Source organism: Cyanobacterium sp. IPPAS B-1200 (assembly GCF_001747005.2).
Taxonomy (GTDB): Bacteria; Cyanobacteriota; Cyanobacteriia; order Cyanobacteriales; family Cyanobacteriaceae; genus Cyanobacterium.
Map to the genome: position 1 here is coordinate 2348250 of NZ_CP182899.1, position 24774 is coordinate 2373023.

17 protein-coding genes and 2 pseudogenes are annotated in these 24774 nt (G+C 35.4%); 7 read left to right on the top strand and 12 right to left on the bottom strand.

Translation table 11 applies throughout. The features are described 5' to 3' along the window. Window positions 1-226 precede the first annotated feature (226 nt). Window positions 227-373 (top strand): hypothetical protein, encoded by a 147-nt coding sequence (locus A5482_RS10845; RefSeq protein WP_161486820.1) that lies wholly within the window; start codon window positions 227-229, stop codon window positions 371-373. A 54-nt stretch (window positions 374-427) separates the two neighbouring features. Here the strand turns inward: A5482_RS10845 and A5482_RS10850 are convergent. Next, window positions 428-1507: pseudogene (locus A5482_RS10850) on the bottom strand (IS4 family transposase); the annotation flags it as partial. Between the two features lie 106 nt (window positions 1508-1613). After that, the gene (locus A5482_RS10855) at window positions 1614-1931 is read right to left on the bottom strand and encodes a hypothetical protein (RefSeq protein ID WP_069789652.1); all 318 of its coding nucleotides are present in this window, start codon (window positions 1929-1931) and stop codon (window positions 1614-1616) included. Between the two features lie 211 nt (window positions 1932-2142). On the opposite strand from A5482_RS10855, the pseudogene A5482_RS10860 reads away from it, so the two are divergent. Next, window positions 2143-3063, top strand: a pseudogene (locus tag A5482_RS10860) (IS5 family transposase). On the opposite strand, the gene A5482_RS10865 reads toward A5482_RS10860, so the two are convergent. Further along, window positions 3028-3786: a serine/threonine-protein kinase gene (locus A5482_RS10865; protein WP_069791346.1), complete on the bottom strand. Its 759-nt coding sequence runs from the start codon at window positions 3784-3786 to the stop codon at window positions 3028-3030. The pseudogene A5482_RS10860 and the gene A5482_RS10865 overlap by 36 nt on opposite strands. A gap of 450 nt (window positions 3787-4236) precedes the next feature. Between A5482_RS10865 and cax the strand changes: the two genes are divergently transcribed. Both cax and A5482_RS10875 read left to right on the top strand, forming a co-directional pair. Then, entirely contained in the window at window positions 4237-5325 is a 1089-nt protein-coding gene (gene cax / locus A5482_RS10870; RefSeq protein ID WP_069791345.1) for a calcium/proton exchanger, read from the top strand. Window positions 5326-5555: 230 nt separating this feature from the next. Then, window positions 5556-6848 carry a PAS domain-containing sensor histidine kinase gene (locus tag A5482_RS10875; protein WP_069791344.1) on the top strand — a complete coding sequence of 431 codons (1293 nt, stop codon included), beginning with the start codon at window positions 5556-5558 and terminating at the stop codon, window positions 6846-6848. A 119-nt stretch (window positions 6849-6967) separates the two neighbouring features. On the opposite strand, the gene A5482_RS10880 is transcribed toward A5482_RS10875, so the two are convergent. From A5482_RS10880 to amt, 4 genes are all read right to left on the bottom strand, one after another. Further along, a complete protein-coding gene (locus A5482_RS10880) occupies window positions 6968-8362 on the bottom strand; it encodes a ferredoxin:protochlorophyllide reductase (ATP-dependent) subunit N (RefSeq protein ID WP_069791343.1) in 1395 nt (464 codons plus the stop codon). Between the two features lie 200 nt (window positions 8363-8562). Further along, on the bottom strand, window positions 8563-9435 hold the full coding sequence (gene bchL / locus A5482_RS10885) for a ferredoxin:protochlorophyllide reductase (ATP-dependent) iron-sulfur ATP-binding protein (RefSeq protein ID WP_069791342.1): 873 nt from the start codon (window positions 9433-9435) through the stop codon (window positions 8563-8565). 953 nt (window positions 9436-10388) lie between these two features. Further along, complete coding sequence (locus A5482_RS10890) at window positions 10389-11804, bottom strand: diguanylate cyclase (RefSeq protein WP_069791340.1); 1416 nt, start codon at window positions 11802-11804, stop codon at window positions 10389-10391. A gap of 30 nt (window positions 11805-11834) precedes the next feature. Continuing rightward, window positions 11835-14660: an ammonium transporter gene (gene amt / locus A5482_RS10895; RefSeq protein ID WP_069791339.1), complete on the bottom strand. Its 2826-nt coding sequence runs from the start codon at window positions 14658-14660 to the stop codon at window positions 11835-11837. A gap of 185 nt (window positions 14661-14845) precedes the next feature. On the opposite strand from amt, the gene A5482_RS10900 reads away from it, so the two are divergent. The 3 genes from A5482_RS10900 (at window position 14846) to secF (ending at window position 18599) form a co-directional block, all read left to right on the top strand. After that, on the top strand, window positions 14846-15829 hold the full coding sequence (locus A5482_RS10900) for an alpha-ketoacid dehydrogenase subunit beta (protein WP_069791338.1): 984 nt from the start codon (window positions 14846-14848) through the stop codon (window positions 15827-15829). Between the two features lie 310 nt (window positions 15830-16139). Further along, window positions 16140-17558, top strand: a complete 1419-nt coding sequence (gene secD / locus A5482_RS10905) for a protein translocase subunit SecD (protein WP_069791337.1) — start codon at window positions 16140-16142, stop codon at window positions 17556-17558. A gap of 93 nt (window positions 17559-17651) precedes the next feature. Then, window positions 17652-18599: a protein translocase subunit SecF gene (gene secF, locus A5482_RS10910; protein ID WP_069791347.1), complete on the top strand. Its 948-nt coding sequence runs from the start codon at window positions 17652-17654 to the stop codon at window positions 18597-18599. A gap of 78 nt (window positions 18600-18677) precedes the next feature. On the opposite strand, the gene bicA is transcribed toward secF, so the two are convergent. The 5 genes from bicA to A5482_RS10935 form a co-directional block, all read right to left on the bottom strand. Next, entirely contained in the window at window positions 18678-20378 is a 1701-nt protein-coding gene (bicA, locus tag A5482_RS10915; protein WP_069791336.1) for a bicarbonate transporter BicA, read from the bottom strand. A gap of 657 nt (window positions 20379-21035) precedes the next feature. After that, window positions 21036-21938: a glycerate kinase gene (locus A5482_RS10920; protein ID WP_069791335.1), complete on the bottom strand. Its 903-nt coding sequence runs from the start codon at window positions 21936-21938 to the stop codon at window positions 21036-21038. Between the two features lie 280 nt (window positions 21939-22218). Further along, a complete protein-coding gene (locus A5482_RS10925) occupies window positions 22219-23118 on the bottom strand; it encodes an IS5/IS1182 family transposase (protein WP_069790049.1) in 900 nt (299 codons plus the stop codon). A gap of 39 nt (window positions 23119-23157) precedes the next feature. Next, complete coding sequence (locus A5482_RS10930) at window positions 23158-23655, bottom strand: ComF family protein (protein WP_069791841.1); 498 nt, start codon at window positions 23653-23655, stop codon at window positions 23158-23160. A 69-nt stretch (window positions 23656-23724) separates the two neighbouring features. Then, on the bottom strand, window positions 23725-24645 hold the full coding sequence (locus A5482_RS10935) for a 3'-5' exonuclease (RefSeq protein WP_242412025.1): 921 nt from the start codon (window positions 24643-24645) through the stop codon (window positions 23725-23727). Between the last annotated feature and the right edge of the window lie 129 nt (window positions 24646-24774).

The window sequence follows — 24774 nt, forward strand, 5'->3', positions numbered from 1 at the left end:
TTTTTTCTTACTATTAATTAATTTCATAACTCCTTATAAGCAAAAGATTACATATACTACAATTTACTTTTCTTAATTTTGAGTCATCTTTTATTTTAAAGTAACAAATAATCGGGCGATCGCATATAGAGAAAGACTTTTAGAGTTTAGCAATTTCAAAGATTATCGGAGACTGACAAAAGAGGGGTAAAATGTAGTCGCAGTTGGAATTTAACAACAATAGAATATGTCTGAAAATAATAAATTATCAAGAGATTCAGTCCGATGGGGCTACAGACTTTTTTTGAACAGAGAAGCAGAAAGCGAAGAAGCGATCGCCTATAAATGTCAAAATTTACTAAATTATCAAGAATTGAGACAAGAGTTTTTATAGTCTCCTGAATTTAAAGAAAAGAATCCCAACATTTACATTGGTTAGAAGTTAAGGTTAAAAGCAAGGTGTCAAGGGGTTTTCAAAGAAAAAGTTTGTTCGATTTTTTATCTCATCTGGAAATGGTGCAATAATTAATTTTTGCCTCGGTTTTCTTTGTCTTTTGACAATTCCTAAATCTCTATTTTCTGGTACTGAAAAATATTTAATTAGGTCTTTTGCCTCTCCTTTGTTATAGGCAACTATAAAATGATATAATCCTCTATATATCATCTCTAATGATATTGAATCAAATGGTAATGATAACTCTTCTGCTACCCCATCTCCTAAGTCTATTAATACTCCGTAAAATAGCCAAGTTCCCCATATTTGTAACTTAATTCCATTCAGGGAACCTGTCCATAAATAACTCAATCCTAATAATCTTTTTACTGTATTAAATGCTTCCTCTATTCGCCAACGTTTACCATATAAATTCGCTACCACATGGGGCGGTAATATATCAGGATTTGTTACTGATGTTAAGTAAGAATGCCATTTATTTTTTGACCTAATTTCAATCAAGCGTAATCTAACAATTGCCGTTCCGTTTTTGCCACAACCTATATTTATTAGACTATCTCTTAAATCGTGACTATTTGTAAATCTTTTCAATATTTTTATCGATGCTCCTTTCTTCATTCTGGTTATAAAATCAATCTTTCTCTCTATTAATTCTTGCCAAAATAGAAAATGATAAAATCCTCTATCCAACAATAAAAGAGTTTTACTTTTAACTAAATTAATGATATTTTCCTCAAATTTAACATCAGAAATACTTGGATTTTCTTCTACCCAAATTTCTACAGGTAGTCTCGTTGCTAAATCCATCACTACTGCCATTTTCCCCGCTAATTTTCCTGTAGGAATATCTTTTAAACTCTCTAATTTTCTAAACAATGCTTCTAATGTTGAGCCATCAATAATCCAAATATGATTAAATTTTCTCAGAGAAAAACAGACACTATCAGGAAGTGGACGATTTGTTCTCATGACCCATCTTTCCTTTAATTTTGGTAATAATTCTTTGAATACTTGTTCAAATAAAATGGATGGAAAAGTTAAAAATCTCTCTGAAAGTGCTTTTTGACTGACTTTTGTGGCCTGTACTTTAGACTAATTTAAACTATAAGAAGCTATGATCCTTGTACAGCAGGATTTTTACTATTCTTATCCGTTTAATATAAAAAATATAAAACATAGGTCATATAAGGGTTTCAGCGTTTAAAATTAGATTTAGTCTAAACTCAAGTGTGGCATTTACCCACAAAAAACCTTCCCGATTCAAAATCCTCGTTAACTCATTGACACTGGGAACATTTCGCCATAACAGAGTCAAGATTGCTGCCGTCATTAACGATAAATTAAGAATGCGATTTCTCATTGCCAAATTACGAAATAAACCTTCTTGAGCAAAAATAGAGGGGGTTAAAAGTTCAGATAAATGTGAGACAATAGCATCATTTTCCATCAAAGGATGATGTTGCTTCTTGGCATGATCTCGATTAATTTTTTTAGTCATTAAAAGTCAGAGAAAGTAAAGACTATTAAATACTAGCCTTAATAAGGTTTCCAGCTATTTATTAAGTTTTATTGCTTTTATATTGACTTTTTACTCATTTGTCTAACTTCTTACCAATGCAACATTTATAGTTTATCAAGGCTTTGTTGCATGAATGAGTAGGAAAAAAGGTTGGTTGTATATAAAGAATGTCTTAAATCCCGATAATACTATGAAACAAAAATATCGTCTGAAAAATTGGTCAGAGTATAACCAAGGTTAAAAAAATAGGGGAAGTTTAACATTCTGGATTAGTGAAGCAGCAATATCAAACTGGATACTCAGAGAAAAATCAGGAAAAAAAGGTGCTAGTAATTATTTCTCATCCCAAGCCATATTAACTTTTTTGATGGTTAAATCACTGTTTAATCTACCAGGAAGACAAACACAGGGATTTATAGAATCCTTATTTTCCCTGATGAATATAGATTTACCAGTACCAGACCATAGTACCGTTTCTCGTCGAGCCAGAAAACTAGAGGTAGTATTACCAGTCAACAAAACATCAAAAGGTCGTCATGTGGTAGTAGATTCCACAGGAGTAAAAGTCTATGGAGAGGGAGAATGGAAAACCAGACAACATGGCATTAGCAAAAGAAGAACATGGCAAAAACTACACTTAGCCATAGACGAGGAAACAGGAGAAATTTTAGTAGCCGAAGTAAGTACCAATGATTGTCATGATGGCGATATACTCGAAAGTTTATTAGAAATCATTGATGGTGATATTGAACAAGTATCTGCCGATGGGGCTTATGACAAAAGAAAGTGTTACCAAACCATTGAAGCCAAAGGTGCACTTGCCATTATTCCACCTCAGAAAAATGCTCGAAAGTGGGAGGATGAATGCCAAAGAAATGAAAATATAGATAGAATCCAAGAAATCGGTAGACAAGAATGGAAGCAAGAAAGTGGTTATCACAGACGCTCCATATGTGAGACTACCATGTTTCGATTAAAAACCATATTTACAGGTAAACTAAGTAGCAGAGATTTTGATAATCAAGCGGTAGAATTGTTCGTCAAATGTTTGTTACTTAATATTATGATACAAACTTCAAAACCAGATAGCTATATCGTTAATGAAGAATAAGTTACATTCTTTTTCATTAACGATATAGCTATCTATTTTTTTATTCATACAACAAAGCCGATTGTTATTATCAAAATTATAGGGTAATTGACCCGTGAGCATTTCCACTAACATAATACCCAATGACCACATATCCCAAGCAGAAGAAATTTCACCATCGAAGGCTTCGGGAGGCATGTAAATTATAGTACCTGAGGTGTTGATAGTTTGAGTATAACTGTTATTATTTAACTGACGAATTAGCCCAAAATCCGACAACTTCCATTGTTGATTCACTGAGAGAATATTGGCTGGTTTTAAGTCACGATGCACTCGACTATTTTCATGGAGAAATGTTAAACCACTGGCTACTTGTATCGTAATGTCTTTGACGGTATTCGTTGTCAATTTGCCTATGGCAATTTTCTCATCTAAACTACCATTCGCCAATTCCATAGCTAAATACAGCATTTCAGTATTGAAAAATTCACATTCACCGACACTATAAGAACGAATTAAGTATGGATGTTCTAATGCTCTGGCTGTTAGTAATTCTTGTAATTGCTCATCACTACTTTCGGGAATAATTTTGATAGCAACTTCTTTAACGGGGGTATTGCGCACTATTTCACTAGCTTGAAAAACTCCCCCAAAGCCACCGACACCAATGAATTTATCGAGACGATAAGAACCTATTTTTTCTCCCACTATTCCCCATAACATCTTCTCTAAAATAGGATTCATCTTATTTAATCTGACTGTTGCAATTACATTTTATTTTTAGTTTACCTAACTTTTTCTTATAGTTTACGTTAAATTTAGTTGCCACCACTTCTCATCACTGATTTGGCTGTGCTTCTTTAGTAGTTAAAGTTGGCATTAATAATTAATATAGCAATTTCAAAGATCTTTTTTATTGAAACCTATATTTTACCGTACATTCGCCATGGATCACGGAAACATGAAAGGAACAATAACTTTTTGATCTTTTCTCCTAAAAACAAACTATCATTTCATAGACGTAAATTGAATAACTTGAGTTTAGACTAAATCTAATTTTAAACGCTGAAACCCTTATATGACGTATGTTTTATATTTTTTACATTAAACGGATAAGAATAGTCAAAATTCTTGCTGTATAAGGATCATAGCTTCTTACAGTTCAAATTAGTCTAAAGTACAGTGAATAAAGCCATGAATAAAAAAAATATGATATTCGGTACTCTCCTAATTTTTATACCCATGTCCATTGCTGGTCATTTCCTCCATTGGGGAGAAACCTTCATTTTTATCACCGCAGCCTTAGCGATTATTCCCTTAGCGGCTTTTATGGGGGAAGCCACCGAAGAAATTGCGGTAGTTGTAGGCCCTAATTTAGGGGGATTACTAAATGCTACCTTTGGTAATGCGACGGAATTAATTTTGGCTTTTATTGCCCTCAAAAGTGGATTGGTAGCGGTGGTTAAAGCAACTTTAACAGGTTCTATTATTGGTAACTTACTATTGGTAATGGGTTTTTCTATGCTGTTGGGCGGACTACGCTTCAAGGAACAAAATTTTCAACCCACCACTGCGCGTTTAAATGCTTCGGTGATGAATTTAGCTGTCATTGCAATTTTACTACCTACAGCGGTGCAATATACTTCTACGGGAATAGAATCTATTACCTTACAAAAATTATCGGTAGCAGTGGCAATAGTATTAATTCTCGTTTATTTGCTCACATTACTTTTTTCTATGAAAACCCATTCCTATCTTTATGATGTGGGCATAGCTGAAAATGAGGAGGAAGGAGAAGAAGCCTATCAACCTAATCTATGGTTATGGATAGGAGTTTTATTAATTGTAACAGTGGGCGTGGCGATCGAGTCAGAGTTGTTGGTAGAATCTTTGGAAGTTGCTACGGCAGATTTAGGATTACCCACTCTGTTTACAGGGGTGATCTTTTTGCCTATTATTGGTAATGCAGCAGAACACGCCACGGCAGTAACGGTTGCCATGAAGGATAAAATGGATTTATCTGTATCCGTTGCCCTCGGTTCTAGTTTACAGATTGCTTTATTTGTTGCTCCTGTATTGGTCATTGCTGGATGGTTTATGGGGCAACCTATGGATTTAAATTTTAATCCCTTTGAATTAGTTGCGGTTATGGTATCAGTATTAATTGCTAATTCTATTAGCTCTGATGGTAATTCTAATTGGTTAGAAGGGGCTTTACTTTTGGCTACCTATGCGGTGGTTTCTCTTGCTTTCTTTTATCATCCTGCCATTGAAGGATTATAAATTTTTTTTATCGAGGAGTTGGGAAAGTTGGCAATTTTGACCTTAAATAAGATATTCATTAGTCGTAAATATCTTAGATGAAGAGGTTAGTTTTGTGGTAATTTTTGATTTAATTCAGTTAATACAAGTACCGTAAGGATTTCCCACCTTCGATACTTCTCTCATCATATTTTTGTCAATAAATGATTTAGGATTACTATATATTTATTTCTTTATTCTTAATCATTTACATGATCCAGTTTCTGTTTGGTTTAGTTATCGGATTAAGTTTTTTTTTCTGGAAACAACGTCAAGTTGATAAGCAGTTAAATAATGTTCTCCACTCCTTATCTCACTTTGAACAAATTCCGTCTTTATCAAAAGTTAGTCAAGTGAGAAGAACTGTTAATTTATTGAATGAAGATTATACGTTATTACTCAATGAACGAGATTTATTTAAACAAATTCTTGATAAAGCTCCATTTGGCTATCTTAGAATAGATGCAGACAATCATTTGATTGAATGTAATAAACAAGCTAAAAAATTACTTTTTATTCAACGATGGAATCCAGAAAAGTCAAGACTTTTTTTAGAATTAGTTCGATCTTATGAACTAGATCAATTAATTCAACAGGCGAGGAAAACAGGTCATAAATTAAGTATTAAATGGAGTTTTTTCCCTACTTCTAATTACATTTTAGATGATGCAAATATTAATAATAATATTGAAAGTTATGAACCTATTTTTTTAAAGGCGATCGCCCTCCCTGTAGAAGATGATCAAGTAATTATAATTATTGAAAATAGACAAATAATTAAGGAATTATCCCAAAAAAGAGAACAGGCTTACACTGATTTGAGTCATGAATTAAGAACTCCCCTTACATCTATGTCTTTGTTAGCCGAAACACTAATTAAGCATAATGAAAACAATAATAAAATTTGGGCAGAGCAAATTTATCAAGAAATTAACCGCCTCATTAACCTTGTAGAAAATTGGTTGAAAATTGCTCAATTAGATGGAAATCCTTATGATAATTTACAATGGCAAAAATTAGATTTACAGCAATTAATTATTTCTTCTTGGCAATCTTTAGCAATTTTAGCAGAAAAAGAACAAATTTCTTTAGAATATAAAGGACTAGAAAATTTAATTATTGGCGCTGATTTAAACTGCTTAACTCAGGTTTTTGTAAACTTATTTGACAATAGCATTAAACATACGAGTACCAATGGCAAGATTACTGTTAATGTCACAGAATCAAACCTAGATCAGCCAATAATAACTATTGATGTCATAGATAATGGTAATGGTTTTAACCCTAAAGATTTACCTCATATTTTTGAAAGACTTTACCGTGGCGATAAATCTAGGGCAAGAACATCGAGAGAGGGCAGTGGACTAGGTTTGAGCATTGTGAAACAGATTATTAATGCCCACGGCGGTTCTATTTCCGCTCAAAATCACCCCACAACTAAAGGGGCTTGGTTTCAGATATGTTTCCCTAAAAATCTTTCGAAGACGGAAGAATCATTTCTATAATCTGATTTCAAGATAACAAAAAAACAAATACTAACCTACTAAAAATGCTAAATGGCGAAGTTACAGGAATTGAGATTTAGAAGATAAAATCGAATGGTGGGCAATGCCCACCCTACAGGTTAACTTTTAACAAGTTTATCCCAGCCTAAGTCCTTCAGATTATTATTACGACGTAAAGGACGAGTTACCAACTCTAAAATATCACGGGCGTTAGTAAAACCATGGATTTGAGCAAAAGTGAATTCTACTGACCATTTTGTACTAATTCCTCTCGCTTCCAAAGGATTAGCGTGTGCCATACCTGTGATTACTAAATCAGGTTGTAATTCATTAATTCGTTGTAACTGATTATAGTTATCAGGTTTTTCTACGATGGTAGGTACATCAACCCCCATCTCCCGACAGGTTTGAGCGAGGAAATCTAGTTCGGCTTTTTGGTAACGTTTATCCATGTAGGGGATACCAATTTCATGGACTTTCATTCCGCATCGGGTGAGGAAACGGGCAAGGGATACTTCTAACAGATTATCACCCATAAAAAAGACTGATTTACCTTTTACTAAATCCACATAATCTTGTAAATTTTCCCAGATTTGGGCTTCTCTCTCGTCCAAGCCCTGAGTCTCAACCCCAAGCACAGAACAAATTTTCTCAATCCATGCCCTAGTGCCATCGGGCCCAATGGGGAAAGGGGCGCCAATGAGTTTACATTTACGGCGACGCATCAGGGTGGTGGCGGTGCGACTGAGGAAGGGATTAACCCCTGCCACATAATAACCCTCCTCGATAACGGGTAATTCGGTATAGCGTTTGGCAGGTAGCCATCCATCAATTTTGACCCCTTGTTTTTTCAATTCTAAGGTTAAATTGGTGACAACGGGATCTGGTAATGAGCCAAATAATACTAAAGGATGATGTTGTTTATATTCGCTTTCGGTGGCGGTGTCTTCTTTTTTCTTACCAAAGTTTAATAGTTTTTGGATGCCGTTGCGTTCTTCTTTTTCTTCTGTGTTAACTTCTGCTTCTTTGGGGCAACGATTCGCCATAGATGCTAAAACGGTGTCTTCTCCTTGGGTGAAGGCATAGTCTAAGCCATTGGCACGGGCAACCACGATGGGGATGCCGATTTCGGCTTCTAGTTTGGGGGCGATACCTTCTAAGTCCATTTTGATGATTTCTGTGGTACAAGTACCAATCCACACTATAACGGATGGGTTGCGATCGCGCTTAATTTGTTCACAAAGTCTTCTCAACTCGTTATAATCATTAAGCTGCGCTGAAATATCCCCTTCTTCTAACTCTGCCATAGCATAGCGAGGTTCAGCAAAAATCATCACTCCCATGGCATTTTGCAAGAAATAACCACAGGTTTTTGTACCGATGACGAGGAAAAAACTATCCTCAATTTTTTGATATAACCACGCTACACAACTAATGGGGCAGAAGGTGTGATAATTACCAGTTTCACATTCAAAGTTTAATTCTGGGGTAACGGGTGCTTGGGCTAATGTCATTTTTATTTACTCCTATGTATAGATTTTGGGGTTAGTGAATTTAACTATAATTTTTGGTTTGGGTGGGGAATAGGGAATAGGCAATGGTTTTCGCATTTTCATCCCTTCAATTCCCCAATTCTGAATACTTATATTCTTATATCTCTTAATATTTCATCAAAGAAGAGAATTTAATTATCCATTCTCAATTATCAATTAACCTAAACCATCATCAAATCAAGCTCATCAACTTCTTGCTTAGGTGCATCGGCAGGGGGATTGAGATAATAATCAGAAAGTAAAGTAAATAAATCCCTGTCTTGAGCTTCACTGGGTATGACTCCTTCAGGCATTGCCAAAATTTGATCGGCAATATTGAGATAATAATCGCATACATAACTTAAACTAGGGTCTTTTTCGGTCATTTCAAACAAGGTTTTACCCTTAACCCTTGATACCCGTATATCTTCAATGAGGGGTAATACTTCTAATACAGGCATGGCTACATGGGAAATGTACTTATCAATTAAATCGCGCTTGGATGTACGATTTCCAATTAAACCAGCTAAGCGTAAATTGTGGGTACGCGCTTTTTCTCTGACGGAGGCGGCGATACGATTGGCTGCAAAAAGAGCATCAAAACCATTGTCGGTGACAATGAGGCAATAATCAGCATAGTTAAGGGGCGCTGCAAAACCACCGCAAACAACGTCTCCCAATACATCAAACAAAATTACATCATACTCATCAAAAGCGTTCAATTCTTTGAGCAGTTTAACAGTTTCACCCACTACATAACCACCACAACCAGCCCCTGCAGGAGGGCCTCCTGCTTCGACGCAATCTACTCCTGCATAACCTTTATAAATTACATCTTCAGGCCAAATATCTTCGTAATGAAAATCTTTTTCTTGGAGGGTGTCAATAATAGTGGGAATTAAAAAGCCAGTAAGGGTAAAGGTGCTATCGTGTTTCGGATCGCAGCCTATTTGTAGTACTTTTTTCCCTCTTTTGGCGAGGGCTGTGGAAATATTACAGCTGGTGGTGGATTTACCGATACCGCCTTTTCCGTAAACTGCTAATGTCAATGTCATTTTGTCAAACTCCAGAATTTTGCTCTGTTTGCATTATTGACTAATTTTTTATTTTTAACAGGATAGTTTGTATCGTAATTGCCTTTAAAAGAGATTAAAAGTTTTTTTGAGCTTAATAAAGACGTTTAATGTTGTTAAAAATCTCTTTAATCTTAAGTAAATGATTTAATTAAGTTTTTTATTTATAAAATATTATAATTACTACCAAAAGCAAAAAAATATAATCAAAAATATGTAAAAGAACTTATTATGTTGAAAAGGTATATGGATAAAGGTTTTTGGCTTTTTTAAAATTTAGTATCATCATAACGGTTTGGTTTTGTTTATAATTAATTAAGATTGACCTTGTAACCTTTTGATTAATAGGCTTTTTGAGTGTTTACTGGGTTAATATGTGGGAATTATGATTGGTTTTCTCAAACGGAATGTTAACATTTGCTACGATTTGATTTTTAGATGGGAAAAATGCGTATAAATACTCAGACTGTTACCAAAGTATTAAGAATTCTAACGATTACCACTGTCCCTTTATCGATGATTGTTTATTTGTTGAGAGGTTTGGGGTTACTTGGTTTTTTGTATGGATGGGTGGTAATTTTGTTGATTATGACAGCTATATTTAGTTCTATTTTCTTTTTCATCGAAAAAACTTATTACTAAATCAAATAACTGATGTTACGCAAAAATATAATTAGTTTGAGATGGTAAAAACGTTAAATGTTCATATTGTGTTTGTACACGTGCTGGGTAAGGGGCTAGGAGTTGGGCAAGGGGCTAGGAGGGCTAGGAGTTGGGTAAGGTGCTTAAGCCCCTTGTTAAAATTTACAGATAAAACTTAACTTATAAATGAGTGCGTAACGTCAGTCAAATAATAGAGTTATTGAATTTCATTACTTTAAGTGGGGTTACAATTTTATTGTTGTTTTTTCTACCTTTGCTAAGTTGATGGTCTTTTAAAGAGGGTTTAATGTATCGGCGACGACTCTGTTACGACCATTTTTTTTTGCTTTGTATAATGCTTTGTCTGCACTGTTAAGCAAATCTTCGGGAGAATAGTTGCAGGAAGGGGTGACGGTGGCAACTCCTAAACTGAGGGTGATATACTGACTAATTTTTGATTTGTGGTGGATAAGATGAGCGTTTTCTACTTCTGTTTTAATGGTATTGGCAATGATGAGGGCGCCTTGGGATGGTGTGTTGGGCAAAATGATGGCAAATTCTTCTCCTCCGTATCTTGCTAAAAAATCCGATGACCTTTTTGCAATGGTATCCATGATACTGGCGACGGTTTTAAGACATTTATCCCCTGCTTGATGTCCATAGAAGTCGTTATATAGTTTAAAGTAATCTACGTCACACAATATTAATGATAAAGGTTTTTGGGCGCGATCGCACCTAAACCATTCATTTTTGAGACGAAAATCAAAGCTCTGTCGGTTATAGACATTTGTTAAACTATCGATAGTTGCTAGTCTATTTAATTTTAATTCCAAATTTTTTCGAGCGGTAATATCCCGAATAGTAATGGAAAAACCATCTCCTAATTTAACAGCGGTAACGTGAAACCAGTTTTTCTTTCTATTATGAACGAGCTTAATATCTTTTTTGATGATACTATCATGTTCTACCACTTTCACAAGATATTTTAATAAATCATATTTTTTTTTATTGATAAGTTCTTTAAAAAGTAATTTATCGATTAAATTTTCTGTTTTTAAATTAAAAAAGTTAGCTGTAATAGGATTAACTAAAACACAACGAAAATCCTCAATTTCCCCTGTTTTATCATTTCTTACTGCCTCAAGGGCTGCAATACCATCAAGGGAAGAATTAAGAATACTAAAAATAAAAGCCCGTGATTGAGACAAAATTAATTCAGCTTCTTTTCTTTGTTTAATTTCTTCTTCTAATTTCTGCTGCTTAATTTGTAATAATTTTTTGTCTTTTTCTAATAGTCTTTTTTGAGCTTGAATGGTTAATTGACTATTTATTCTGGCTAAAACTTCTTCCTCTTGAAATGGTTTTGTTATATAGTCAACTGCTCCTATTTCAAAGGCTTTTATTTTATCAAAAACATCGTTTAAAGCACTAATAAATATTACAGGAATGTGCTGAGTAAGAGGATTCGATTTTAGTTTTTGACACACTTCATAACCATGCATAATGGGCATCAAAATATCAAGTAAAATTAAATCAGGCGGATTTGATAGAGCCGCCATAAGGGCGGTTTCTCCATCTTGGGCTTTTTTTACCTTATACTTTTTACCCTTCAACATAGTAGCTAACACCCTTAAGTTAGCAGGTTGATCATCAACGATCAAAATACTTCCAATTAAATCATTTTCTGTTGATAGTTCATCGAAAGTCATTTTTTTTAAGGGTATCTATAATAGTATATTTTAATGGATTTTTTCAATTAATTTTCTGATTTGTGATAGTTGAAAATTATTTACTAGGTAGATCAATTTTTTAGCTAAATTTTCAAAATTTTGAGGAATTTCTGAAATTAATTCTAAAACTAAATCATCGTCTAAGTCAATTACGGCTTTATATAGTTTGTCTAACCAACTAGAAGGCATTTTTTCTAATTCTTCAATGGTTAGGGGTTCATGAAATTTTGATGATGGGGCGATGGTTTCTTGTTCATAAATATATTTAATACCGAGATGTTTTGCCATGACATCAAAGATAACAGACTCTCTAAATGGCTTTCTGACAAAATCGTCACATCCCGCGGACATGACGATCGCCTTTTCTTCTTCTAGTACACTGGCAGTAAGGGCGATAATAGCGGTGGGATTTCCCCCTACACTTTTAATATACTTGGTGGCTTCATAGCCGTCCATGACAGGCATTCGCATATCCATCCAAATCAGATGAGGTTTCCACTGCTGCCAAATTGCGATCGCCTCTTGACCATTAACAGCTTCTTGTAATTCAAATCCTAAAGGTTGTAATAATTTTAGTAGTAAAAGTCGGTTTAGAGGGCGATCGTCAACTACTAAAATACGATATGAAGGTTGTTCCTTTTTTAAACCAATGACCCTTTTTGTATGATAAGTTTCTGATACTTCTACCTCATTAATATTAATAATTTTAGCGACAGTATCAAAATTAAAAATAGTACCTTTTCCGAGGATACTTCTAAGATTAATATCTCCTCCCATCAGCTGAACAAATTTGCGACTGATAGAAAGTCCTAACCCTGTACCTTCTTGACTATTTCTGCCCACCTCTGTTTGAATAAAAGCATCAAAAACCTTGCTAATATCCTTTTCTCCAATACCGATGCCCGAATCTTCAATGGCAAAATCTATTCTAATATTAGGATAATCTTGATAATCTATATCATCATAAAACATAGACTGATTAACATGATTAGTATTAACTACTTTTACAGTGATTTTTACTCCTCCTTTCTCTGTAAACTTAATGGCATTATTAATAATATTAATCAAAACTTGACGTAATTTAGTTTCATCCGTACGAATATATCGAGGTACATTATCATCAATATTAAAAGTTAATTGTAGATTTTTTTCTTCTGCTTTTAAATGTAATAAATCGTCAACTTCATCAAGTAAATGATATAAGTCAATATTTTTAAGATTGAGCATCATTTTTCCAGCCTCAATCTTCGACAAATCCAAAACATTATTAATTAAATTTAAAAGATAATTACCACTACGATTAATAATACTAATATTTTCTAATTGCTCAGAATCAAGACTTTTAGAGCGCATCATAATTTGAGAAAATCCCAAAATAGCATTCATGGGAGTACGCAATTCATGGCTCATATTTGCCAGAAAAATACTTTTAGTTTTATTTGCCACCTCAGCCCTTTTCTTGGCTTGGGCTAACTCCAAATTATTGGTTTGTAATGTTTCCGTAGATTTTTCTAAACTATCAATTAATTGATTGTAACGAAAAGCAATATGTCCTACCTCCGTAAAAGGTTCGATAGGTACTCTTAAACTCAGGTCTTGGGTTTGGGTTTGTTGATCTATGATATTCATAAGATCATAAACCTCTGTTTTTGCCTGATGCTCAGAAACATTTAACCCTGTAATTTCCTCCTCCACCGATACTCGCAGGGGAAAAAAACGATTAACCCCCGAAAGAATTAACCAACTGATTCCAAAAGCCCAGATAAAACATACCAGCGCCCCTAGTAGTTGTACTAAAAATTGATGAAAAGGAGATAACCCCGTATTTAATAATTCTGGTTTAGCAAAAAGTGCCACGGCTAAAGTGCCCCAAACCCCAGCAGCACCATGAACAGCCACTGCATCCACTGCATCGTCTATGTAATGATATTCTATGCAATTTTTGACTATGACCATCAAAATACCTCCCACCCCACCAATGATTACCGCCTCAGAGGTGGATATGATATGACAAGAGGCGGTGATGGACACCAAACCTGCGATCGCACCATTCATCAAAGATTCTACTTGAGGGATTTTTTCTCGATACCATGTAAAGATGCAACTACTAATCATTCCAGCTACTCCCCCCATGAGGGTATTAACTAAAATTAGAGCGACTTGGTTATTAAACACCAAGACACTGCCCCCATTAAAACCAAACCAAGCAATCCATAACAACATTACTCCCAACACCGAAAGAGGTAAATTGGCCCCATGGATTTTATTTTTCTTTCCATCAGAGTTAAAACGTCCTGTACGAGGCCCTATAATCAATAAAGTTGCCAATCCTACCCATGCACCAACACCATGGACTACACTACAACCAGCAAAGTCGACATAACCTAATTTTCCTAACCATCCCATCATTGTGTCTAATTCAAGTCCATTCCAAACCCAATGACCAAAAAGGGGATAAATTAACCCTGAAACGAGGATGGCAATGATAATATAAGAGTCAAACCTGAGCCTCTCTGCCACGGCGCCAGAAACGATGGTGGTAGCAGTACTACAAAACATGGCTTGAAAAAGGAAAAAAGCCCCTAATTCCATGTCTATATCCACATTGAGAAAAAAGTCCTCTGTGCCTATCAATCCTAGGGAGGATGCCCCAAACATGATGGCATAACCAAAACACCAAAAAAGGGCAACGGAAATGCCAAAATCAGCGAGGTTTTTAACGGCTACATTGATATTATTTTTTGAGCGAGTTAAACCCGATTCTAGGCACATAAATCCGGGTTGCATCAAAAAGACTAACCCAGCACATATCAACAGCCATTGTAAGTCCGTCATGGGGCGATTAAGTTAAAAGATAAAACCATTATAAGATGCCCTGAATAAAACGAAAATTACAGATGTGGTAATAAATTAATTGACATCCAATGAATCCCAATAATCCCTAACACCTAGTCCTTGAGAAAAGGGCAAAAAATGATAAGATTAGATGTGCTATAGCTAGAATTAATAAAGGAAAATAAATGGCAGAAACTTTGATGTTTAACGCTTTGCGTGAAGCTATTGACGAAGAAATGGCAAGAGACGAAAGCGTATTTGTCCTCGGAGAAGACGTAGGAATTTATGGTGGATCGTACAAAGTTACTAAAGGATTATACGAAAAATACGGTGAATTTAGAGTATTAGACACCCCCATCGCCGAGAACAGTTTTACTGGGATGGCCGTAGGTGCTGCCATGACAGGGTTACGCCCCGTTATTGAGGGGATGAACATGGGCTTTTTGCTCCTTGCTTTTAACCAAATTTCTAACAATGCAGGGATGATGCGCTACACCTCTGGAGGAAATTTCAAAATTCCTACGGTCATCAGAGGGCCCGGGGGTGTGGGTAGACAACTAGGGGCTGAACACTCCCAAAGACTAGAAGCCTATTTCCAAGCGGTACCTGGTTTAAAAATCGTTGCTTGTTCTACTGCTCATAATGCCAAAGGATTATTAAAATCAGCTATTAGAGACGATAACCCCGTTCTATTTTTTGAACACGTTTTATTATATAACCATAAAGAAAATCTCCCTGAACACGAATATACTTTACCTTTAGATAAAGCAGAAGTTGTCCGTAAAGGAAAAGATGTTACTATTTTGACCTATTCGAGAATGAGACACCATTGCACCCAAGCTCTCAAACAGTTGGAAAAAGAAGGTTATGATCCAGAAATTATCGATTTAATCTCTCTCAAACCCCTGGATATGGAAACCATTGGGGAATCTATTCGTAAAACCCATAAGGTTATTATTGTGGAGGAATGTATGAAAAGTGGTGGCATTGGGGCAGAATTGACCGCATCTATTAATGATCAACTGTTTGATGAGTTGGATGCGCCTGTGGTGCGTTTGGCTTCCCAAGATATTCCTACCCCCTATAATGGAACTTTAGAAAGATTAACCATTGTTCAACCTAATCAAATTGTAGAAGCGGTTCAAAAAATCATGAATGGTCAAATTTAAAACTCTTATTTTCTATTCATGACTTGAGTTTAGACTAAATCTAATTTTAAACGCTGAAACCCTTATATGACGTATATTTTATATTTTTTACATTAAACGGATAAGAATAGTCAAAATTCTTGCTATATAAGGATCATAGCTTCTTACAGTTCAAATTAGTCTAAAGTACAGATTCATGAAGATTAGGTTTAATAATTAGGAATTAGGGGCGAGGTATTAGTTAATTTATGGGATTTATTCCCGTTGCCTATTCCCCATTCCCCATTTTCAAGGATTAGCATTTAAAAAAAACTTTTATTTTAATTTTATTGTGGAAAGACAAAGAGCTTTTATCATATTAATTATAGTCATGGTGGTAACGGCGATCGTCACCCTTGTAAATTTACCCCTACAGTTGGGATTAGATTTAAGGGGAGGGTCTCAGCTAACCATTCAACTACAGACCACTGATGAAGTACCAGAAATTACAGAAGATCGTCTCGAAGCCGTTAGACAAGTAATTGATAGACGGGTTAACGGATTAGGTGTTTCTGAAGCCGTGGTACAGAGTGTGGGAGAAGACCGTATTTTGGTACAACTGCCGGGGGTTGATAACCCTGAACAGGCAGAAAGAGTCCTCGGAGGTACTGCCCAGCTTGACTTTAGAACCCAAACTGATGATCCTCAAATACAGGCTCAAATTAACGTTCGTCAACAGGAATTACAACAACTTCTCGTTACTTTTCAGGAAATAGAAGATCCCGAGGAAAGGGAAAATCAGTTGAGTGTGATTGAGGAAAAACAAGAAGAACTTCGCACCCTTTCTGAAAATTTGTATGTTAGAAGTGAATTAAATGGAGAAAAATTACGCCGTGCTAGTTATCAGCCCACCCAACAACCGAACGTGTGGGAGGTGGTTTTAGAGTTTGATAATGAAGGGGGACAGTTGTTTGCAGAGTTAACCAAAGATATTGCTGGTACGGGTAGAACATTGGGAATTTTCCTTGATGGAGAGTTAATCAGCGCCCCTAGTGTCAGTGCGGAGTATGCTAGTACGGGTATTATGGGCGGTAGAGCGAGTATTTCTGGGGGTAGTCCTGGATTTACCCTTGATGGGGCTAAGGAGTTGGCTTTGCAACTGGAGGGAGGAGCTTTACCTGTGCCTGTGGAAATTGTGGAGAATCGCATTGTGGGTGCGACTTTGGGCCAAGATAGTATTCGCCGTAGTGTAATCGCTGCTTTGGCTGGGTTGGGGTTAGTTTTGGTTTATATGGCGGTTTATTATCGTCTGCCGGGGATATTAGCGGATTTTGCGCTGATGATTTACGGTTTATTAACCCTTGCTTGTTTTTCCCTTGCGGGAGTAACTCTTACTTTACCTGGAATTGCGGGTTTTATCCTTAGCATTGGGATGGCGGTAGATGCTAATGTACTGATTTTTGAACGTACCCGAGAGGAGTTGAGGGCTGGTAAAACTTTATATCGCGCTGTAGAGTCGGGATTTTCTAGGGCTTTTTCTAGTATTTTGGATAGTAATGTAACTACCCTCATCGCCTGTGCTGCTCTTTTTTGGCTCGGTGCTGGTTTAGTGCGAGGTTTTGCTCTTACCCTCGCCATTGGGGTGGTGGTAAGTATGTTTACGGCGCTTACTTGTAGTCGTACTTTCTTGTTAATTGCTGTGTTGGGATTTCCTTCTGTGCGTCAAAAACCTCAACTATTCTGTCCTGATTTGAAAACTAAAAATCCTTAAGAAAAAAGCTTTCCAAGCCGCCCTTAAAAGGGAGAGGTAATAGTTAAAACATTATCAATTATCAACTATCAATTATTAATTATTTATCAAATGATTCAGTTTAATGTTGTCAAATGGGAGAAGATATGGTGGAGTATCTCTGCTGTGTTGTGTATCCTCAGTGTGGTGGCGATGGTGGTTTCCTATACGACTATTGGTACTCCTTTACGTCCTAGTATCGACTTTGTGGGGGGTACTAGATTACAGTTGGAGTTGGATTGTAGTGTGGAAGGTAATTGCGATCGCCCTTTAACCACTAACCAAGTCAGAGAAGTATTAGAAGGTCAAAATTTAGCCAATAGTAGTGTCCAAATAGTAGGAGATGAGCAAAGAAGTTTATCCATTCGTACCCAAACCCTGGATGTAGAGGCAAGAACCAGATTGGCAGAAGCCCTAACCCAAGAAATAGGGGCTTTTAATCCAGAAAGTCAACAAATCGACACCGTAGGGCCTAGTATCGGACAGGAGTTGTTTACCTCTGGGATTTTGGCTCTTTTGGTGTCCTTTTTTGGTATTGTGGTATATCTGAGTATTAGGTTTAAAACTGACTATGCTGTTTTTGCGGTTATTGCCCTTCTCCATGATGCTTTAATCGCCCTTGGTTTCTTTGCAGTCCTAGGTTTAACCATAGGTGTGGAAGTTGATACCCTCTTTTTGGTGGCAATATTAACCATTATCGGTTTTTCTGTTAATGACACTGTGGTAATCTACGATCGCATCAGAGAAATCAGCAAAGATGAACACATCGACGCAGAAACCATGAACGAAACCATCGTCATTGCTGTTAATCAAACCCTTACTCGTTCTATCAATACCAGTTTAACTACGGTTTTACCCTTAGTTGCCATTTTCCTTTTTGGCGGAGAAACTCTCAAATATTTCGCCCTAGCTTTAATTGTCGGTTTCTTAGCAGGTTCTTATTCTAGTATTTTTGTGGCTAGTACCCTTTTGGGATGGTGGCGTAAAACCATTAACAAAAACAAATCCGTCGCTGTGAGTTAAAAAAAGTCCAGGGTGAGCAATGCCCACCCTCAATCATTTCTCTAGCAAGGGACAAACTAAAATGTGTCCCACAAAAATTTAACTATCTACGGCTACTTGTTCGGTAGAAGGATCAAGACTTTGTTTTGCTCTGACAATGTTTAACCCTTCTTGTAAGGCCGTCAGGCGATCGCCCATCCAATGGTGTCCAGGAATTAATCCTGCAATACCAAGTTTTTCGAGACGACGTTTCACCTTCCCTGTAGCCCCCACCACAATAACTTCACGACCTAGATCAATGGCTTCATGGATAGCATTTTCAATGGCAAGGGAAGAAGTTACCCCCAACACAGGCACTTCACTTAAATCCACCAAAAATACATCATAATTATCAATGGCACTGTGTTCCCGTGCGATCGCCTTTGCCACCCCAAAAATCATTGGGCCACTGAGATGGAAAAGTAACAAACGATTATCCGCCAAATCAAGAATTTGTTTCTCCTCATCACTCAACAGAATTTGATCATCATCATCCGTAATAGTCTTAACCGCCGTAGATTGTAGCTCCGATAACTTCTCAATGGTTAAGATATTAGCAATAAATACCCCCACAGCCACCGCAATCATCAAATCTACAAATACCGTTAACAAAACCACCACATAGACAATTCCTGCCGCTTTCCAAGAAATTTTGTGAACCCGTTTGAGAAAACCAGAATCAATAACGCTAATACCTACCTTCAACACAATACCCGCCAACACAGCTAAAGGAATATCAGCGGTTAAGGGCGCTGCCCAGATAGCAATAATGAATAAAACCCCTGCCCTCACCACACTCGCTAAAGTCGAACGTGCACCTGCCTGAATTGCTACCACACTAGGGGTTGTAGCCCCAGAACCAGCAATACCCCCACAAACACCAGTGATGATATTCGCCACCCCTTGACCAATTAACTCTTTATTCGATTTATGCTCACCACGGGTTAAACTATCACACACCAAACAGGTTAATAAACAGTCAATACAACCTACCGTTGCCAACACTATGGCATTGACAAACATAAGTCGTAAATTTTCCATATTCCAAGTAGGCATTTGTAACTTGGGTAAACCAGGGGTAATTTCACCGATGGTGCTGATGGTGCGTATATCATAGTCTCTCAAAAGGAAAACAGTGATTAATGTACCAATCAATAAAGCCGTTAACTGAGGAGGTACAATAGCTTTCCATTTGCGAGGATAGAAAAATAAAATGGCAAGGGTAATTAAACCCAGTGCCAACTCTTGAGGATTAATATTTGTGATTAATTCAGGAAGATTCCTAATAACTCCAATAACCCCTCCTGCTGGGGTTTCTTGACCCAAGAATGGGGCAATTTGTAAGAAAATGAGGATTACCCCGATACCCGTCATGAAACCTGAGATGACGTTGTAGGGAAGCATGGTGATATATTTTCCCAGTTTCAATACTCCAAAAAGAATCTGGAAAACTCCTGCCATCATAATGACAGTAAAGCCCATGGCTAGACCTGTTTCTGGATTTCGGGCGATCAATTCAGCCATCACCGCTGTGACGATAACTGTCATTGGGCCAGTAGGTTCAGAAATTAGGCTTGGTGTACCCCCAAACAAGGAAGCAAAAAACCCCACAAGGATAGCTCCCCAAATTCCAGCTGAAGCCCCAGCACCAGAAGCAATCCCGAAGGCTAATGCCATGGGTAATGCCACCACTGCTGCGGTTAAACCTCCAAAAATATCCCCTTTGAGGTTATCAAATTTGATTGGATTGATTACTTGCATAGTAGTTATTTTTTTTGGCGAAAATGATTATTTAGTTTGTTGTGTTTTTTGTTTTCATAGAATTGTTAAGTAGGTTGGCGAAATTAATTTTAAACTCTTATGAACAAGGGGTTTAAACCCCTTGCCTAAATCGATTTAATCATGCCTACTTACTTATGATTATTTGTGAGAAAATTATCACCAATAATTTAGAGGTAATAAATTTTTACCTTTTGCTAAGTAATTGATTTTTAAATAGTTCACAAATTGATTGAGAATTCTATAGAACTTTTTAAGTTGAATAAGTATAAAAAAGTTTTTTTAAGCAACAACTAATATATTTTATTAATGGCAAAAAACAAGAGAATAAAGACTATAAACACTATTATAAATAGCGAACTATTGTTTTAGTCATTAACTAATTATTTAATTGTTACGGTATCAAATCTTTTGTAATAAAAGAATTAACAATAACTCTCTTAAAATATTAGAGATGATATAAGTTAAATTTTTGTTAAGAAAATATTTCTTTTTATCGCTATGATGCGATAGTTTGGATTGTGCAATGATGCCAAACCCGTGACTATTTAACCTAATTTACAGTAAGAAGTGATCAAATTATACCGAATCACGAGGGAATATGGTTCATGGTGCGAGTTTTAATCTATTTTGTGTAACCTAGTTATTATTTATCATATAATCTGCACAAAAATGATTTTGATCAATTTTTATTACCAGTGATTTGCTTACAGATAAGGTATTGATGAATAATTCTGGGTGCAGGGCTTTCCAAAAATACTCGACAAATTCTTTGATTTCTTGATTACTCATGCCTGTTTTTCCTTGGGCTTTCATTTTTTGTTCGGCTTCTTGGCGCCAAGGCAAACTGTAGTGATAATCAATGGGGTTTAGGATTATTTGATAGTCTATTAATTCCCAAAGAGGTAAATATTCTTTTAGTCTTTGGTTACAGTCTTTGGCAAATTGTTTGTCGGCTTCGGTGATGATAGGATGGGGAGGGTTATTAAATTTGTCTTCTGGAATGGGCTTTACTCCTACAAACCATCCTTCAAACAAAATTATATCCACTTTATTGGTTGTTTTATCAGATTTTAAATCACGAAGTGGTATCTGATCGCCCTTACCCCCATGTAAGGATTTATCAAAACGAGGAATAACCACGGGGCGACATTGCAATAGAGATTGTAGGACTTTTAAAGCTAAGGATACATCATGGGTGAGGGGAGGGCCACGCCAAATTAAACGAGGATCAAATTTTGCCAACTCTTTTCTTTCTTCATAGGTTTTATAAAAGTCATCTAAAGAAATAGTTTCACTGTTAATATTTAACTGGGTTAATAAATACTTTAAAATTTTAGTTAGAGTCGTTTTTCCTGTACCTTGTCCTCCTAAAATTCCCACTAATAATGGTTGAGATTTTTCTTTAAATTGATTTGCCAAGTGGATAGTAAGAGGCATCCATAAATTATTATATAACTTGCTTACTTGTTGGTCATTTTTCAAGTCTAAATCATTACATATTAGTTTAATATTTTCTTTTATAATTAGATCATTATTCATGATTAGTTATTCATTATTTTTAAAACTAGATGCGATCGCAATTACCCCTAAAACATCAATTTTTAGAGCCTTTAAAACTTTAACTGCTTCCTGTACCGTTGCTCCTGTAGTATAAATATCGTCTAAAACTATAACAGAGTGTTGATGATTAAACCGAGAATAATCTTTCCCAATGGTAAAGGCTTGAGTAATATTAGAGTTGTTGCGAAATAGTAGGAGATAGCTTTAATGTTGAATATTAAATAAAGTTAATGGGATTTTTCTTATTCCTGATTTTATTTTATGCTACTTCCAAATATAAATTCCATAATCCACAAGCTGTTACCATTAGTTTGTCATCAAATTCTGGCGTTCTATTTCTATAAACTGATGATACAGCATAGTATCTTTTTACCCCTGCAAAAGCGTTCTCACATCCTACTCTTTCCCTTGATAATTCTCTATTTTCCTCTTTTTGTTCCACCGTCAACTCTCCCCCTCTCGGTTTTTTTTGAGGTAAAAAGACATTATCATACATTTTTTGCACTCCTTGAAATCCCGAATCTGCTTGTACTTTCACCATATCTGGTATTCCCCCAATCAAGTCAAATTGATCATGGATTTTTTTATCATGAATTTTGCCATTACAGGTGGGTGTTAACTGTAATATCTTTTTTTCTGGGCTTACTACCGCTAGATTTTTACGGGTGTGTCTTTTCTTTTTTCCTGAGTAATTTTCTTTTTGTTTTTTCTTGTCTTGTGGTCGATTAATCGGTCTTTCCACCCCGTCAATCATCACTCTTTCCACATCGGGAAAATATTCCCTGAACTCTTGAATTGTGCTAATTTTCCTTTTTGGCAATACCTGTTTTTCATTTAATGTTTTTTCTAAAACCTCTTGTAGTTTATGACTCCATCGATAAGCTTGACTTCGGTCACAATCAAAGAGAATAGCAGCTAAATCAAATGTTGGATAACATTTTAAATAAAATAGAATATAGAAAAGTTTCTGCTCAATGGTTTTGAGATGAGATTTTCGACCTCCGCCAAAGCGTCTCTGACGAGAAGAGTCACTTTTTTGTGATAATGAAAGATAAACCGACTCAAAACTGACTAATAAATCATCAAATGCCTTGCGATTCAATCCTGTGGTGGCTCTGAGGAGTCGATCTTGATTAAGTATTTTGTCAATATTTAACATTCTACTTCTTTTTACTTAGTCAGTTTTCTCTATTATCTCCTATTTCGCAACAACTCTATTATTTTGTCTTTCCAGAGGATTTAAGCCAAACATAGCATCAGTATTTTTTATCCTTGCTAATAAATGGGGAAGATGATTATAACTTGTTATTTCACAGAAAGATTTAGCCACTAATTCTGCCTGATTAAAACCTCTTTCTTTTAACTTTTTTTGATGCAGAGGTATAGGTGTGATCGTGATTTTTTGACCTTTTTTTAACAAATTTTGAGCAATCCATTCCTTCGCCAGTAACTGCCCAAAAACTTCTCCCAATTTTGTTTGATTTTCATATTTAAAAGTAAAAATAGCTCTTTTTATATAGTTTTCATATCTAGCCCAAATAAACAAAGGATATTTTTTATTCTTCTGAATTACTGGATTAGCTACTCTACAAGTAATTAACTGATTATGGCAATATTCACAAATGATACTATTACTTTTTCGCTCACACAATGCACAACTAGGTTTAAATAAAAACGAAGAAAGAATATCTATCATAATAATTAATACAAAATATTTAACATTTGTTATTTTTTTTATAATGCGTTACCACAAAAATAATAAAACTTATTTAATATCTTTCAAACTATAAGAAATTGTTGTTTCTACTTTTGTCTCCAAATCATCTAAACTATTACCTAAACTTTTTTGAATATTCTTAGTTAAATTAATACTAAAATCTATACTATTACCTTTCTCATTAATTAGCCTTACTAAATTTTTTATAGTAGTTTTGATTGTATTCATCTTTCTTTCAGACAACTTAAAATAATCATTTTCCTTAAGATTATTATCAAGCATTTTTGCTTTAATATTATCCTTTAAAAATTTGATTTCAGAATCTAACAATAACCATTGTTCTCGGATTTCTATATATCTTTTACAAAGATCTTCCAAACTAATATTATCTTGATTTTCTTTCATAATTTTATCTAACTTTAATAAATGTTGATAAACTTGAGCTAAATAGACACAATCCATTTGAGCATAATATAACTGATTTTTCTTTAAAGGACGAACTCCCCAATCTCCGCTCTGCTCATTTTTGTCAATGTCTTTGAAATCGGTAAAATACTCAGTTAGTGTTTTTAAAGACTTACTTTTAACAGGTAAAATATGATAAGGAATTGTTTTAGCGAGCTCATAAGTACAAAAAACATTTTTAGTTTGTTTTCCTCCCAAAAATCTTAGATCATATTTAGCATTATGAAAAACCTTTGTGATGCTTTCATTCATCATAATATGGTCAACAAAATAACCTACCAATTCTTCCTGATTTAAAACATCAAATAAATAAGTACGACTACCATCAATATTATCAGGATAAGCCAACACTTGAATAAGGGAAATTCGAGGAGTTTTGGTTTTATAGTCAGCGGTTTCTGTATCAACCCATAATATATCTATATCTCTCAAATCAAGAATTACACTTTTAATCTCATCTTTGTTTGTTAAATACATAAACTTAATATTAATTTTTTTAGACAAGGCTTTTTTAACCTTTTTTCTATAAAACTACCACTTAAGTAAGTGGGCATAATTAAATCGATTTAGGCAAGGGGTTTAAACCCCTTGTTCATAAGAGTCTTAATAAAATTTCGCCAACCTATTTATCAG